The 16,940-nt window shown below is 41.7% G+C and carries 10 protein-coding genes; 4 read left to right on the top strand and 6 right to left on the bottom strand.

Annotation, left to right across the window (positions count from 1 at the left end; genetic code table 11):
• Nucleotides 1-58: 58 nt before the first annotated feature.
• The 4 genes from FC90_RS05275 to FC90_RS05290 all read right to left on the bottom strand — a co-directional run bounded on the left by FC90_RS05275 (nt 59) and on the right by FC90_RS05290 (nt 10,763).
• Nucleotides 59-535, bottom strand: a complete 477-nt coding sequence (locus FC90_RS05275) for a cell wall elongation regulator TseB-like domain-containing protein (RefSeq protein WP_057908229.1) — start codon at nt 533-535, stop codon at nt 59-61.
• 77 nt (nt 536-612) lie between these two features.
• Nucleotides 613-3,450 (bottom strand): helicase C-terminal domain-containing protein, encoded by a 2,838-nt coding sequence (locus tag FC90_RS05280; protein WP_057908230.1) that lies wholly within the window; start codon nt 3,448-3,450, stop codon nt 613-615.
• A 64-nt stretch (nt 3,451-3,514) separates the two neighbouring features.
• The gene (gene addA / locus FC90_RS05285; RefSeq protein ID WP_057908231.1) at nt 3,515-7,231 is read right to left on the bottom strand and encodes a helicase-exonuclease AddAB subunit AddA; all 3,717 of its coding nucleotides are present in this window, start codon (nt 7,229-7,231) and stop codon (nt 3,515-3,517) included.
• Nucleotides 7,224-10,763 carry a PD-(D/E)XK nuclease family protein gene (locus tag FC90_RS05290; RefSeq protein ID WP_057908232.1) on the bottom strand — a complete coding sequence of 1,180 codons (3,540 nt, stop codon included), beginning with the start codon at nt 10,761-10,763 and terminating at the stop codon, nt 7,224-7,226. The genes addA and FC90_RS05290 overlap by 8 nt, the downstream gene beginning before the upstream one ends.
• Nucleotides 10,764-10,945: 182 nt before the next feature.
• Here FC90_RS05290 and mvk point away from each other — a divergent pair, with 182 nt between their 5' ends.
• From mvk to fni, 4 genes are read left to right on the top strand one after another with little or no spacing between them, the layout of a single operon-like run.
• The gene (gene mvk, locus FC90_RS05295; protein ID WP_057908233.1) at nt 10,946-11,884 is read left to right on the top strand and encodes a mevalonate kinase; all 939 of its coding nucleotides are present in this window, start codon (nt 10,946-10,948) and stop codon (nt 11,882-11,884) included.
• A 27-nt stretch (nt 11,885-11,911) separates the two neighbouring features.
• Entirely contained in the window at nt 11,912-12,886 is a 975-nt protein-coding gene (gene mvaD, locus FC90_RS05300; protein WP_057908234.1) for a diphosphomevalonate decarboxylase, read from the top strand.
• A 36-nt stretch (nt 12,887-12,922) separates the two neighbouring features.
• Nucleotides 12,923-13,993: a phosphomevalonate kinase gene (locus FC90_RS05305; protein ID WP_057908463.1), complete on the top strand. Its 1,071-nt coding sequence runs from the start codon at nt 12,923-12,925 to the stop codon at nt 13,991-13,993.
• Between the two features lie 10 nt (nt 13,994-14,003).
• Nucleotides 14,004-15,053: a type 2 isopentenyl-diphosphate Delta-isomerase gene (gene fni / locus FC90_RS05310; protein ID WP_057908235.1), complete on the top strand. Its 1,050-nt coding sequence runs from the start codon at nt 14,004-14,006 to the stop codon at nt 15,051-15,053.
• A gap of 82 nt (nt 15,054-15,135) precedes the next feature.
• Here fni and FC90_RS05315 read toward each other — a convergent pair whose 3' ends face one another.
• Both FC90_RS05315 and FC90_RS05320 read right to left on the bottom strand, forming a co-directional pair.
• Nucleotides 15,136-16,119, bottom strand: a complete 984-nt coding sequence (locus FC90_RS05315; protein ID WP_057908236.1) for a hypothetical protein — start codon at nt 16,117-16,119, stop codon at nt 15,136-15,138.
• Nucleotides 16,120-16,142: 23 nt separating this feature from the next.
• Complete coding sequence (locus FC90_RS05320) at nt 16,143-16,925, bottom strand: hypothetical protein (RefSeq protein ID WP_057908464.1); 783 nt, start codon at nt 16,923-16,925, stop codon at nt 16,143-16,145.
• Between the last annotated feature and the right edge of the window lie 15 nt (nt 16,926-16,940).

A 16,940-nucleotide genomic window follows, 5' to 3' on the forward strand; every position in this document is an offset into this window, starting at 1 on the left:
CTGATAATTAGTATTATATAACAAAATGTCAGTAACAACAGCCCCCTATTTAGACTACCTAGATATTTTCAATCAGTTGGATGGTATTTCCGGTTTTAAAATCAAGTGTTAGGTAACAAAGGCGTCCCTTAACACTCCGATAGACAATTTCCCAAACTGGTTTGCTCTGATATAAGCCAAAATTAATGTTCAAAACTTTTTGGGGCTTTTTGGTTGACCAAGTCTTTTCCAATGCGTCATTTTTAGAAATACCACTACTTTGTCGGTAGACTGTTGCATGATTACCTTTTTCATTGATTAAAACGAAGATGCCATGATTGTCAACGTCTTTTCCGCTAACGGTATAGTACGTTGCATTTCGGTGGTAAGTATAGAAACCATCGGGATGTTGTAATTTCGCATATTTTTGAGCAATATTGATTGCTCTGGTTTCAGCCGTGGCTGCAGGGTTTCTAGCTTGGTGATAAATAAACCACATACTACCGATGATTACCACCAATAAGAATATCCAAAGCCACCTCTTATATTTGCGCACGCTGTTTTCTCTCCTTGCTGCTTGAATAAGCCCTATTATAGCAAAAAATAACTAGGATCGGCGTTGAAAAAGCAATCTTAGTGCGAATTTAACCAAAATAAATCTGTTAATTCGCGAATAGTTTGAACCGGTGCTGCTTTTTGCGGCAAACTAGTTGGTAAGGACCGGCGCATTTGATGGCCGTATTGCGTCGTCAATAAACGGGCATCTAAGCAGATAAAGACGCCTCGGTCGTTAGGCGTCCTGATTAATCGACCAAAGGCTTGGCGGAGTTTAATGGTTGCTTTTGGTAGCGCCTCGGCTTTAAAGGGATTAATCCCTTGGGCTGATAGCTGGGCATAACGAATCCGCGTCTGCAAAGCATTCGGTGCATCAAACGGTAACTGGACTAAGATTACGAGTTCTAAAGCTGATTCTGGGAAATCAACTCCGGCAATGAAGCTACTGGTTGCTAATAAAATTGAATCATGACCAAGCATAAACCGTTTAGTAATCTTTTCAGCGCTTCCGGTAATTCCTTGTGCCAGAATTTCTCGATCAAGTGATAGACCAGCACGACTAAGAGCGTAGTACACTCGTTCCAGAGTCTGGTTGGAGTTAAAGAGGACTAATGCTTGATGTGAGTTGCCGATCAACAAAGTCAGTAGTTGCTCGGCAATTGCCTGTTGATACTCGTTTGGCATTAATTGTTTTTGATTTGGACCGTCTTCAGCAATAAAGAAACGCGCTTGTTGTTTAAATCGGAATGGACTACGTAGTTTCTTAGTTATTAAAGGTTGATCCGCGGTAAATCCGAGTTCACGTTGTATATAATCGAAGCGACCATTTACCGCTAATGTCGCTCCAGTCAATGTAACTGGTTCAAAATGGGACAGAATTTGTTGCGTCTGTGAGCCAGCCGATAGTAATTGCCATTGTAGTTTAAATTGGGGTAATTGACTGGGCTGTTTGGGTTGGGTCATCTGGATCATCAACGCATGTCGCTCTTGGGGTATTGTCGTGATGAATAGTTGTTCAAAATGTTGATAGGCTTCAATATCGGCTAGCAAAAGATTAATGTCATTTTCAAATGATTGCCAAATACTGAGATCACTTTCTGTATATTGTTCGAGATGTTGTTCAAGCCAGAATCGCAATGTTAGAAAATGATCTTGAATCGTTAATAGTTGTCGATTAAGTTGATTGAAGTCTTGGTGGCAGGCCGTTACAAATTGGACAACTTCATCCGGATTTAAATAGCGTTCACTGAAAGTCTCGTGTGCCTTAGGCTGTGGCAGTACAAAAGCTGTAGTTAAATATGTTTGTAATACAGCGACGGTCCGATTGAGTTTTTTCAAGTTTTTGTGAACTAATTTGAGTGACCGTGCCTGCTCAGATTTTACGGGAAATAGCCGTACTAGACTATTATTGGTTTGATCGGAATCAGTGTATTGGAGCCCCTTTTGCGTCCACAGTTGCCAATGTGAAAGCTCCCAAGCTTGTTGGGCCGTTTTTTGAACGTTAAAAATCATATTTTGAGCTTCATCTAACACAAGATATGGTTTTGCACCCCAAGTTTGGTGGTCAGCAGCATGTTCTGCTAAATAGGCGTGGTTAGTGACGAGTAATTCAGCTTGTTGTTGTCGTTTGTGTAATCGCCGTAAGAAGTCATCGTGATAAAACGGTGCTTGTGGTTGAAGACTTGCCAAACCGCGGTGTTGAACGTTGTTAAAAAAAGGTGTTTGGTAACTCGTTAAGTTGAGTTCATCTAAATCACCCGTTGTGGTTTGTGTTAACCAAACTAAAATCTTCATTTGCAACAAACGAACCATTCGATTCTTATGTGGTAGACGCAAGGATAGTTCAAATCGATGTAAATCAAGATAATGTCGGGGACTTTTAACGACTTCCGCATTAATTTGACGACCCACTAATTTCTCAAGTAATGGTCGAGCTTGCGTTAAAATTTGGTCTTGTAATAGAGTCGTTGACGTTGCGACAACCAGTTTATGCGTAGGGGTCATCCGGTAGCTATAGGGTAATAAATAACCAATCGTCTTACCTAATCCAGTGGCAGCTTCAATCAGCAATGGTTCAGGTGTCGAAGCTTCAAAGTTATTATGAATCATGTCCATCATTGTCGCTTGTGCTTTACGCCATTTTAAATGCGGTTTTAACAAGCTTTTTTTTGCTGATTCGTTCAGTGGATAATCGGCTGCAAAACTAGTTCCTGGGTAGATTTCAAACGATTCTGCTGCTGGTTTACGCAGCGCAATATTTTCACGGATTAAGAGGTTATTAGGTAGCGGTCTCGATTGATTGTGCATTTGGTTAGCAATTACTGTGAAAAAATCACCAGTTTGACGTAATAAACCAGCACCAAGGTCGCTAAGCCGTTCTAACGTTACTAATGGTAACGCTTTAAGCCGACCCATTAATTTTAAGAATAATTTGGCGGTAACTAGAGCATCGCTATCAGCTTGATGGGGATTATCGTGTTCAATTGCTAATAATTGGGTTAAATCTTGTAACCGATAGCTGGGGGCTTCGGGTAAGATAATCTGCGCGAGTTCAACAGTGTCAATTCCCGACAAATTAAGGGGCTTTTGCCCGACCCGTTCTAATTCACCGTTTAAAAAAGGTAAATCAAAGTTGATATTATGGGCCACGAAAACAGTACCGGATAAGAGTTCAACTAGCGTTGGTGCTAAGTCTTCGAATATCGGAGCCAATTCGAGTTGATCAGCAGTGATATGCGTCAGATGTTGAATTTTAGTCGGTACTTCGCGAAGTGGATTTACATCTTGCGAAATTGTTTGAATAATTTTGCCATTCTGAACAAGCGCACAACCAAATTGAATTATACGGTCGCCCTCTTTAATGTTTGTGCCGGTCGTTTCTAAATCTACGACGGCGTAAATTGTCTCTTGGTTCATACTGTCACCAATACTTTACTCATTATTATATTAATCATACTATGAATGGTACATAGAAACCAGTCTAGTCAATGGCAACTAGTTGCCCAATTGACAGTAGATACAGATACTTGCCGGTTACTGGTCGGTTAGTGATTTGGGTTAACGCGGCACTATACAGATTAATTTGGCCGGTATACCGGGCTTTGATGGCTGCGATTCCGGCTTTTGGATCAGCTGGATTAACAAAGTCGGTTTTGTAATCAAATAAAAGGCATTCGTCGGCAGTACTCAAATAACCATCCATAATACCATGAATTAAAAGCGAATCTTCATCTTGAGACCGGAGTCCCGCAAACAGGGATGCAGCAGGTAATAAAAGGGAAAATGGTACTTCCCGTTGAACCTGTTGTGGATTAGCTAGTAATTGCTGACCTAAATTACTTTCAAAAAAAGTCGTAATTGAAGCAATGTTAATCTGTTGGGCAACGTTTGGTGCTAGACTTTTCTGTAAAATTAAACGATCAATCACACTTTGGACCTGATTGGCCGTCACGGGGTGATGAAGGTCAATTTCTTGTAAGACTAAATGGGTCGCCGTCCCAATTTCGGTTGAGCTTGGTTGGCGGACTGTTTGCATAAATTGGGGCTGTGGTAATGTATCAGTGACATACCGATGTATTTGCTGTGCCGAATCCGCCTTGAAGCTTAGCTGCCCCAATTGATCATTATCTGGATCGTCAAAAAGACGTTTTACCTCAGAAACTGATTGATAAGCGGTTGTTTCAGTAGCCCCTTTGGCCGGATAGTTGAAAGTTAATTGATCTTGAAGTGCTTTGGCAAAATCCGTTGTTAAATCGATTGCTTTGAGTGCAACTTGTTGTTGGTGACCCCAATCTTGATCGTGATGTAAAGTCCCTGGTAATTCGCCAAGACGTGCTTCACTAGTAAAGGTAAGTTTAAATTCGGTAGGATCATCACTAAGTGGTAAAAACGGCGTTCCCGTATCGGTCCAATCGCGAGCTCTAGGATGCCGAATCAAACTTAATCCAATCCAATCAAGCAAATTAGTGCTAGCTTGACGAACGGAAGCTGCTAAACGGATGTCAGTATTTTGCTGCCCTTTTTGCCAGGTTGCTAGCAGTTTAGTTTGGTTATCACAACTGCCGGCAATAATCAGACGTTGTTCGGCTCGTGTTAAGGCAACGTAGAGCTTTCGCATTTCTTCGGCACGTAATTTTTGCCGTTTTTGCGTGGTAATCGCTAATTCAGGTAGTGTTGGAATTTTTAAGCGGCTTTTAGGGTCTAGATAAACAATGCCTAATCCAGATTGGTCATCGAGCACGTAATTTCGCCGTAAATCTTGTTCATTGAATTGGTGGCTGGCGTCTAATAAGAAGACGACCGGAAATTCCAAACCTTTACTACTATGAATGGTCATTACTGAAATGGCGTCTTGATTAGCAAGACTTGTCGGTTGGGCTAGGTCTTTATCCTGCTTTTGCAACCGTTCGATGAATTGAATGAATTGGAAAAGCCCCTTAAAGCCATTTGCCTCATAGGTTGCAGCCCGTTCATATAGTGCATGCAAATTTGCTTGCCGTTGACGCCCAGCTGGCATTCCCCCTGCATAATCTAAAAAGCCAGTCTTTTGATAAATTGTCCAAATTAAATCGACAAGTGGTCGTTTACGAGCAATTGCCCGTAAATCGTTTAATAGGATTTGAAAATGTGTTAATTTCTCCAATACTTGTTGGCCGAGTTGCCCGGCTTTTTGGGCTTGAAAATGTTCAATGTAGTTGAAAACCGCTTGATAATAATCATCTGTTTTATCATTGATGCGAATGAGAGCTAGCTCATTTTCATTTAAGCCAACAATTGGTGAACGGAGAACGCTGACTAATGGAATATCCTGATTAGGATTATCGATAATTTTCAAAAATGCCAACATAATTTGAATTTCAGTCGTTTGAAAATAATTTTGCGCATCACTAATCACAATTGGCAACCCGAAACGTTGGAAATAATCGAGAATGATTAAGTTATTATTACGAGTGGGCGTCAATAGGACAATATCTTGATAACGAATTGGTCTTGTCGTTTGGGTATTACGATCCCAAATAGTTTCATGATTGTCGATCATGTGTTTAATGCGTTGGGCAACCGTGGCAATTTGCCCCTCCGCTTTATCTAATCGACCCGTGACTTCTTCATCCGTTGGGTTGGCTTCATATAACAATAGTTCTGTAGGACTTGTTGGTGCATCATCTGGATAATACGTTGCCCCATATTGTAATTTGGCATTGCGATCGTAATCTAATTGGCCTAATTGGCGATCCATAATTTGTGTGAAAATTAAATTGACAAAATCATCGATATTGCGCCGTGATCGGAAATTTTCAGCAAGGATGATGCGTTCGCTGTTATTATCTGGTTCGGCAAATTGTTGGTATTTGTGAAGAAACAAACTAGGGTCTGCTAAGCGAAAGGCATAAATGGATTGCTTAACATCCCCGACCATGAAAACATTACGTGGCTCTTGACTGGCAATGGTCTGAATGATGGTTTCTTGCAACTGGTTGATATCTTGATATTCATCAACGAGAATTTCGCTGAATTTATTTTGGTAGAACAAACGAGCAGCCTGGGATTCCTGACTTGGGCCGGTCAAAATGCTCAAACAAAAATGTTCTAAATCGCCGAAATCTAGTAAATGACGGCGTTTTTTCTCAGCTTGAAAGGCTTGTTTAAAATCACGTGTAACAGTGACTAGTTGGTTCACTAATTGGCCAGCGTGACGCTGAATTTCGGAAGTATGTGCTTCGTCAAAAACGAAGTAGGTTGTTAGGAGATCATTAATCGCGTCCTTTACATTATCAAGAGCAGTTTTAATTCGATCTTTATCCGCTTGTTCTTCCGGCTCTAATTTTTTGGTACGTTTGGTAGGTCCTAATTGTGCATCAGATAAAGCTGTCCGCCATTGGGTCCATGTTAAATCGGCCGCATTGGCTTGGATTGCGCCCAGTGTTTTTTGGGCAGTTACGATAGGGGCTAAATAAACTGCAAATTTTACGTTAGTCTGACTGAGCGTGTTAGCTAGGGCTAAGTCTTTCAGACAAGTTGCTAACGTTGCTTCTAATTTAGGTAAAATAGCAGTTTTAAAATAAGAACTCGCTGTCAGGCCAGCTTGGGGGACTACATATGGGGCTACTAAATTCTGTAACCACTCATCAGGAGCTGGATTAGCTCCTGAAAAATTAAACAACTCAAAAACAATATTGGTTAGACCATCATCGTTTCGATCGTTAGAGAAGTTTTGTGCTAGCTCATAAAATATGGCATCATTTGATTGATAATGCTTTTCACGGACCAATTGCCAAACCTGGTCTTCTAATAAAAGTCGCTCAGCAGTATCACTTAATAGGCGAAACGCCGGATCAAGTTTAATAACGTAATAGAAATGTTTAATAACTTGTAAACAAAATGCATGTAAAGTACTAATTTGGGCAGTCGGAACAAGACTTAATTGTTGGCGGAGGCGCTGTTGGACAGCTTTATCAGTTACCTCGCTCGCCTTTTTTCTTAGGGCTGCTTGAATCCGTTGCCGCATTTCGGCTGCCGCAGCTTCGGTAAACGTGACAACTAACAATGAATCAATGTCGGTTCCATTGAGAATTTTTTGAATCACCCGTTCCACTAAAACGGTTGTTTTCCCTGATCCGGCTGAAGCCGAGACGAGAATATCATGGCCTGCATGATCAACGGCTGCTTGTTGGGTGGGTGTAAATTGGCGATCACTCATGAAAATCCTCCTCCTCGTGTCTTAATTTGGCTAATACTTCTTGATTGTTGAGGGCCTTTAATTGGCGATAATTATTTTCAGGTAACATAGCGTCAAATTGAAAAATTGATTTGTATGGGGACATCGTGAGCGCATTGGAACGGTCTGGACGCATAATTGGGTTTAAGGCGTCTTCACCGGCAAAAATAGCTTCCCCTGCTGCTTGGATTAACTGGTCGTTATGGGCGATTAATTGGTTTAATTCGGCCTGGGTGACCAATTGTTTAGAATTAAAGGTGCCGCTTTTAGTGCGATTAAAATTAAAAAGTGGTGAATACCCGCTTTCGATGGCGGTGTCAAGGTTTTCAAGTAAAGTTTCATCGTTAAGAATTAAGCCATCGTATTTGAACTGGTCCAACAATAGTTTATCAAGCATCCCATTTTGAAGTTGAGCACGTTTTTGCTTATTAAGTTGTTTCAACGATAATGTCGGGTTTTGCAGGTGTAAATAAAAGGCTCCCGCCGGTTTAATCTGACGGTGGGTTGGTAAAATTGCCGCCTGGTCTTGCAAGACAGTCTCAAGGTAAGTCAGCATCTGCAAGGCTAAGCCGTAATAAGCATCGCGAAAATTAAAGCTATGTTGACTTGACTTATAATCGACAATGCCTAAATAGGCCTGATTGTTCAATATCAGCTGATCAATCCGATCGATTTTTCCCCGTACTTTAATTCGTCGTTGATTGGACAATTCGAATTCTAAACCAGCTAAACCTTGTTGGGCACCAACCTGTCCGAATAAGACTTCCGTGGCCAGTGGTTGTAAATTTGTTCGTTGACTCTGATCACGCAATGTTTGACTAACGCGTTTAATGGTCTGACTTAATTGTTGTCGGATGTAGCCCATGCGCGCTGATTTATTTAAAATTTTAAATTCGGGTTGTTCATATGCTTTTTGTAAAATTTCGTCAGTCAAAGCATCAATTTGATGATTATCTAAATTTGATAAAACCAATCTTTGGGCCTGGATTAGCTTTATAAATTGGTCTAAGACTTGATGGTAAAAATCGCCAGTATTCGCCGGTGTCAATTCAAAAATAGGTCGTTCGTTCAGTTTTAAACCATATTTTAAGAAATACGCATACTGATTCTGGTAGAATTCTTCCAATTTTGAAATCGAAGTATGAATTTCCGTCCCATAAAGGCCGTACACAATCTCGTTCGTTAGTGGCACTGGCTGATTACGATATGTCAGACTTTGCAGGAGTTGATTGGTTAAAAAATGGCTTTGAGCCGATTTTTGCAACAAACGATAGACCGTGAGCCATCGTTCAGGGATTATCATCTGAGTGGCTTGTGCTTGACGCGCTACTTGAATGAGGTCACTTAACAGGCTGCGCCAAGAACCGGTGATTGGTGCGGTACTCGTAGGACTAATGTCGGCGAGGACCGTTTGTTCAGTTAGGTGAAAATATTGCTTTATCCGCTCAACGTATGGGGATAATGTAAAATTCCCCCCTTCACCGTTATTCAATGGATAGGTAAAATATAATCCCTCTGTACTACTCAAATAAGCTAAATAATTTAAATAAGGTTCAAAACTCATTTGCGTTGCACTGTCGTCAGTTAAGGCTTGTTCTGGCTTAAAATGATCGACTAATAATTGACGATCGTGGTCTGATAATAAAGTGGTTGTTTCAATTTGATCGGGCATCACTTGGTCGGTTGCTCCAATCATGAACGTTATTTTGCGATTTTTAGTCTGAACCATTCCGGATTCGGATATCACGACTTGATCAAGTGTAGACGGAATTTTAGCATATTGAGCAGTATCAAATCCAGCTGCTAATAAATCCCAAAAGTCGATAATTGAAAAAGGCTGATCGCCTAATAATGTTACGTATTCATCGAGCATTAGCATGAACGTCTGCCATGTTTGTTCTGGTTGGTCAGCCAAGGTCAGTTGATTGGCCGCTAGCGCTTGATCGCGCCAATTCAAGAGTTGGTGATCAACACCTTGAGCTATTAAAAACTGATAGAGTACTTGGGCGGCATCACGCCCTGTCTTGGCAGCGTCTAAATGTTGATAAAATGGTGGTAGTACAGTCTTAATATAATGTCGAATACGATTAACCCGTTTGGTTAAGGCTTCATCTTCAGTGGTCCGCACGCCATCTTGGAAAGAACCAAAGCGATAGTATTGCCAGTCGTCATCACGCAACCAATCGTAGCCTTCATAGCCACTTTTTAAAATTAAATTCTCACATAAATCAAGGTCGGCACGAAATGTGGTACTTGATTGATAGTCACCGGGAATTAAAAGTTCCGTCTTCAAGAGCGCCATTACGTCTTCATAACGATAATAATGGTCCTTAACGTTAAATAAGGCCGCCAACATCGCAACCAGTGGATGAGTTGCCATTGTGGTGGGTAGATCACTGAAATATGGAATTTCATATTCCATAAAGATGGGGGCCATCATCGTCTCATAAGGCGCTAAGTGTCGCGTCATAATCAAGAAATCACGATATCGGTAATGACCAGTTTGAACTAAACGGCGAATTTCACGAGCGACAAACCGCAGTTCTGCATAGCGATTTTCAACGCCAATAACTTGCAGTTGGTTGGAATCAATTGTTGGCGCAATGGGCAGTGTTCCGTGACTTTCAGAAGCGATCCAATATTGATCAAGGGCTAGCAAAGTTGGTGAAACACGTTGCTTAGTTGCAATCTGATCAGTCATGATTGGCACGTGTTTTTGCTTAGCTTGTTGATATAGCTGATAATAGGTTCGCCCTGCTTGGTAAAAGAAGTTATTTTTTTCCGGTTTCCGTTGATAATCGACATGATTGGTAATCAAGGCAACCGTTAAGCTAGCTTGTTGCATTAAGACTGTTAGTAATTCCTGCTCCTGTGCACTAAATTGCGCAAAGCCTTCTATGTAAAAGTGACAATCTTGTAAAGTTTGTTCTTTTAAAAAAACAGTTAAAGCATCAATTAGAGCGGTATTTTCAATAAAGTTTTTTTGCATTGCTGCTTCAAAAGCTGTTGCAATGATTGTTAGATCGTGTAATTTAGCAGTTAGTTCGACCTGCTCGGGGGCAAGCTGTTTGGCAATTTGCATTAAATCTTCAGGGGTTATGCAGCCAACTTTCAGCTCTAAAAGTTGGCTAGTCAATTGAGCGACAAATCCAGTTTGGTTCACTTCCCCACTAAATAACGTAAGCTGTTCAGCGTGTTCTTGTAAGAGCCGATAGACGAGCATGTTTAGCCCAGCTGTTGAAATCCGTGGAATCTGGTAATAAGGCGTATTTTTCATAAAATACCAAGCTAAGCGACTGAAGGAAAACACTTGGACTTGTGTGGTTGCAATGTATTTGCTGGCCGGATCTTTTAATTCCTTAAGAAGCGCTACTTCAGATTCAAATTTGATATGGTTGGGAACCAAATAGAAAAAACGGCCCGGATTAGTGGTGGTTATGTCTGTTTTAAGTTGTTTGACAAGTGTTTGGTGGTGGTCATAGCTAGCTGTCCCAACAATAAACTTTAAACTCATGACTGTTTCCCCCTCTTTTGGCATTATTTTAACATAAATTGACACTTGAATGGGTCAAACCCCAGTAGATTGTTGTGATGCAATTCACCGTAATCCAATTTGATTTAGGTGGCAGTCCTTTTTATTTTGCAGTATAGTAGTAAGAGTATCTTCAAATCAGAAAAGAGATTAAGGGTGATTGTATGCAGACTGGTGTTGGCCAAAGTCATGCTAAAATTATTTTAATTGGGGAACACGCTGTTGTTTACGGACAACCAGCGATTGCGCTGCCTGTGTTTGCGGTACAAGTGAAGGTAACCGTGACACCCAATCCGGCACTGCATACACCACAGATTAAGAGTGCCTATTATAATGGAGCATTGACACGGGCTGTTGGACAGATGCAAGGGATTCGGCGATTAATTGAACAATTGTGGCAGAAGTTAGATTCAGATCAGACCGCCTTTGAATTACAGATTGATAGTGATTTACCCCCCGAGCGTGGGATGGGTTCTTCAGCAGCCACTGCAATTGCCATTATTCGGGCTTTTTTTGCGACTTATCATCAAGAACTCAGTCAACAAGAGCTATTAAAATTAGCGGCGCTCTCTGAGAATTTAATTCACGGGAATCCAAGCGGCGTTGATGCTGCAACAGCTGGAGCGACGACCCCGTTATGGTTTGTGAAGGGGCAACCACTGCAACCACTGCCCATCAACTTACAGGGCTATCTAGTGATTGCCGATAGTGGTCAAAAAGGCCAAACAGGGGCAGCAGTTAATAGTGTCCAGAATCAAATGATGTCTAATCCTGAAAAAACGCAACCGTTAATTGAACATTTGGGCCAACTTACACAGCAAGTCGCACAAAATATCGCACAAAATAAATTAACAGCATTGGGTGCTAATTTGAACCATGCCCAACTTGACTTACAGGCTTTAAATGTTAGCAATTCACAGCTTGATCGATTAATTACTGTCGCTAATCAAAACGGGAGTTTGGGATCGAAGTTAACTGGTGGCGGTCGTGGTGGGTGTATTATTGCGCTAGCGGCCTCACAAACTGCTGCAAATGAGTTAGCACAAGCTTTATTAGCAGCGGGTGCGATTAAAACTTGGATTCAACCACTACATGATTTTTAAAAATTAGGCTTATTAGGAGTAATCATTATGGGACAATCAGTCACTGCCAGAGCGCATACAAATATCGCGCTGGTGAAATATTGGGGTAAACAAAATCCGACCTTAATTATTCCGTATAACAGTAGTCTTTCAATGACTTTAGATCATTTTTATACTGATACGACGGTCCACTTTTCAACTGACTTAACTGCTGATCAAATTATGTTTAATCACCAACCAGCCGATGCAAAAACTGCTAAGCAGATGAGTCAGTTTCTCGATTTAATTCGACAACGAGCACACTTGCCCCTTTTCGCGGCGGTTGAAACCATGAATCATGTCCCTAATGCGGCGGGATTAGCTTCTTCTGCTTCTGGCTATGCAGCATTAGCAGCTGCAGGCGCTCGAGCAGCCGGTCTTACCTTGAATAAGCGCGATCTCTCGAGATTAGCCCGTCGCGGCTCTGGTTCAGCAACACGATCAATTTACGGGGGGTTTGTCGAGTGGCAACGGGGCACTAACGATATAGATTCATACGCTATCCCGGTACAAGAATTCGTTGATTGGGATATTCAGATGATCGCCATTGTCCTTAACGATCGCCCCAAATCGATTACTAGTCGAACTGGCATGGCCAATACGGTCGCAACATCGCCTTACTTTTCTGCTTGGGTTAAAACAGCACAAGCGATGATTCCTGAGATGAAAGCAGCAATCGTTAAGAAAGATATAAATTTAGTTGGTCGATTAGCAGAGCAAAGTGCGATGCAAATGCACGCAACAACCCTTAGTGCCGTACCGCCTTTCACTTATTTTGAACCGGAAACACTCCAAGCAATTAAAGTTGTCCAGACCTTGCGCCAACAGGGTGTTTCTTGCTATTATACTATGGATGCTGGTCCTAACGTGAAGGTCATCTGTACCAGCCGAGAAACACCCCAGATTTTAGCGGCGCTTGCGCCCTATTTCAGTCCTGAACAACTCCTTGTTGCTCAATCGGGACCCGGTGTCAGTTATCGATAATACAAATTTAAGTTAAACGTGAAAGGTTCTGATGGTTTGATAACGGCTAAAGCGCCCGGGAAGCTGTATATTGCTGGTGAATACGCAGTAGTAGAAACTGGTTTTCCGGCTATTATTGTGGCTTTAAATCAATTTGTGACGGTCACAATTGAAGAAAGTCACGAATATGGTAGTATTGTCTCCAAACAATATCAAGAAAATTCCCTCTATTGGCAACGCCAAGGTGATGAGATGGTTTTTGATAATCGTGATAATCCCTTCCATTATATTTTATCGGCAATTAAATTAACCGAACAATATGCTCGCCAAGCGGGCAAAACACTGCGCGTCTATCACTTGCGCGTTAATAGTGATTTAGATTCCGCCGATGGTAAAAAATACGGTTTAGGCAGTTCGGCAGCGGTCACCGTTGCAACAGTCAAGGCGCTATGTGCCTTTTATGAATTGTCACTGTCAAATAATCAACTTTATAAACTCGCGGCAATCGCACATTTAGATGTGCAAGGCAATGGCTCTTTAGGCGATATCGCGGCAAGCGTTTTTGGCGGCTGGGTGGCTTACCGCTCGTTTGATAAGCAATGGCTTACTGCTGTTCGGCCCACGGTTAGTCTGACTGAGTTACTTGATATGCCATGGCCGAGTCTTGCCATTGAATTATTAACCCCGCCAGTTGAATTATCACTCTTAATTGGCTGGACGGGTTCGCCAGCGTCTACCTCCCATTTAGTTGATAAAATTGCTTTAGCGAAAAAAGAACGGCAAGATGACTATCAGGCTTTTCTATCTGCTAGCAAGGCATGCTTAGAAGCAATGATTGAAGGCTTCCGGCATACTGATTTGCAGCAAATCCAAACTGAATTACGTCATAATCGGGCAATTTTACAAAATCTCGCGCAATTTAGCCATGTCGCCATTGAAACCCCTAGCCTGCAAAAAATGGGTGCCTTAGCTGAAGCGATTGGTGGTGCCGCCAAAACATCTGGCGCTGGCGGCGGTGATTGTGGGATTGTGATTATTGATCGAAGTATTGAAACCCAAGCCCTCTTTGAAAAATGGCGGGCTAATCAAATTGAACGATTGAACCTTGCAGTTCACCTCGTAGATTAGGAGTCTAGCTATGGTCAGAGCCAAACAATCCATTCAATCACATCGGAAAGATGAACATGTCTTTTTAGCGGAAAAGTTCCGCCATGATACTGCTACTAATGATTTTGATGGCGTACGATTTATTCATCAAAGTTTACCAGAGATTGATGTTTCGGAAGTTGATATCAGTACTAATTTTGCTGAGACTAGTTGGGCAAGTCCCTTTTACATTAATGGAATGACAGGTGGTAGTCAGCAAACTAAGCAAATTAACGCTCAATTGGCTCAAGTGGCCCAGATTGCTAATTTACCAATGGCGACTGGCTCACAATCCGTTGCGATTAAAGATCCTTCTTTAGCGGATACCTTTAGTGTTATTCGTGAATTTAATCCAAACGGGTTTGTACTTGCTAATATTGGCGCTGGGAACGATTTAACCGTAGCAAAGACAGCTGTTGCAATGACGCAAGCAAACGCTTTAGAAATCCATGTTAATACCCCGCAAGAAATTGTTATGCCAGAAGGCGACCAAGATTTTTACTGGTTAGATAAAATTGCGGCGATTGTTGCTAAAATTGGTGTGCCTGTCATTGTAAAAGAAGTTGGCTTTGGGATGAGTGCTGACACAATTGCTCAGTTAAAACAAATTGGCGTCCAGTTTATCGATATTTCTGGACGTGGAGGCACTAATTTCGTCACAATTGAAAATGAACGCCGGCATGATAAAGCATATGATTACTTAGCTGATTGGGGTCAATCAACTGTTGAATCTCTTTTTGAATCGCGTGCTTTCCAAGGTGAGGTTAATATTCTTGCTTCAGGTGGTATTCGTAACCCCCTTGATATCGTAAAGGCACTACGACTTGGTGCCAGTGCCGTTGGAATTTCGGGTCAATTCTTGCATATGGTCTTAAAAGAAGGACCAACGCAAATGGCTGAAAATCTGCTCACTTGGCAGGCACAGATTCAAGCAATTATGGCAATGCTTGGCGCCCGTGACATTCAAGCCTTACAGAACGCACCGATTATCTTTTCGCCGGAACTGCGTCACTATTTGGATGAACGGCATTTAACATTTTAAACAACAAAAAGCCCGGTAGAAAGCAACCTTTCTACCGGGCTTTATTTGCCTTTTTTACAATTATTAGATGATTGCTAATTAATCATATTTTTTTGAGTGTTCGTGCTGCTCGTCGGTTTTTAGGAAGTAAATAATAAAAAAGACTGATTAACACGACGTCAACCCCTACTATTCCGCAGAAAATTGCAGTTCGACCAATTAAGTAGAAAAACCAACTGCCGATTGCAAAACCAATCATAGAACTGACAACTAGGTGTAAACTAAAAATTTGGGTTTGTGCTGTACGAAATTTACGGTATAATCCTACACCGAGTCCTTTTTGAGTATGATACCCATTTACCACTTGGCTAAATAAATAGGTTAAGTAAACCGCCCCAAGTATGAGGAGAATTATCACAATAATCACCCAAGCATTTTGAGTAACCCAATTGACCCCAATTAAGGGCGTTGTTTTTGGCGTTAAAAAATGGTGTTGAGCTGTTTTAAAAATCTTTTGATATATTTTTAAATGAGCGTTTATCTGTGGATCGTCGACTAAAATGGTCACCTTATTGAGTGGCCGGTTGTTCAATACGAATTTCGGTGAGGTGGATACAAAGATATGTTGATCAAGCGAGGTCGCCTGATTCGTGCCAACCACACCGATCACTGACAAATAACGGCCGTGGTCTTGATAGTACGTTTGACTTGCTGGCTTATAGAGCTCATCAAGGCGTGATTGACCGGCAACGACGACTGGAATCTGTGACTTAAAATCATAGCTTGAGAAGAAACGCCCATCTTTTAAAGGGACACTCGATAACTTCCCTTTCGCATAGATATACGAAAAACGTGAATTGACGTTGAATTGAATTTGAAAGTGATTCAATTGAGCGACATCGATCCGTTGAATCGTTTTTTGCAGTGATTGGCGACTGTGGGAGTTAAAAATCACGGCGTTTTCTGACAAACTATTGTGATTTAACCGTTGACTATAATTAGCCTTGGCACGTTGACTAATCATCAACATGCCTAGAACAGTTACGCCAACTAATAAACAATCTAATAAAAATTTTTTCAGGCGCACGATGAGCCCTCCTTTAAAGCAGACTATTGAATCCAGTAAAAACGATCCCGCATTAAATCAAACGGCCGTAAATGGCGGTTAATGCGCGATAAGCGCGCATCATTGTGATATCGCGCTGCCCGCCAAAAAGCATGACTATTGGTGGCGCCAAATCGTTCACCTAAACAGAATAAAGCTGGGGCATGTTCCATTTCGCGGAGTTGTTGCAGTAGTACATAATCAATCGGGATCCCATTGGGTGACCAAGACATTAGAATTGCATCAACTTGTGTAGCATATTGTTGGACCGCTTGTTTAGCATCAAGGGTTATGATTGGCGTGACCAATTGGCGGCCAGTTTCATTCTCGGCAGTCCACGCCAAATTGTCAGTGCAAATAACGGATGCTCCGGCTTGTCTTAATCCAGCACTCAAATAACCGTTGCCCGCCATCACTTCTAAAAAACGCCACTTGGGAAATTCACGGACAAAGGCTGCGGTTAAATCGGTGGTAATATAGGCCCACATGCCGAAGTGATTTTCTAAGTATTCACGGTAGTTGCGGAGTAAGTGATCGATTAACTGCAGTTGATGTTGCATTTGGGCGGGATGAACAGTGCTAAAAGCGCCTTGTTCAGCTTGTAATAATGTTTCTAAATATAAGGCTGTATCAATACCTAAAATGGGTAAATTGTGTATCGGCAACCGACCTTGCTCAAGCTGCGCTAAACTGGTCAAAACAGCTTGAATCTGGACTTGAATTGCCGGGACGGATGCAAAAAAAAGATAACTCTCGCGTAATTTTTCGGGATAGCTTAACTGTATCATAATGGTTTCCGTTTC

Origin of the sequence: Latilactobacillus graminis DSM 20719, assembly GCF_001436415.1 — a bacterium.
In the GTDB taxonomy this organism is placed as follows: domain Bacteria; phylum Bacillota; class Bacilli; order Lactobacillales; family Lactobacillaceae; genus Latilactobacillus; species Latilactobacillus graminis.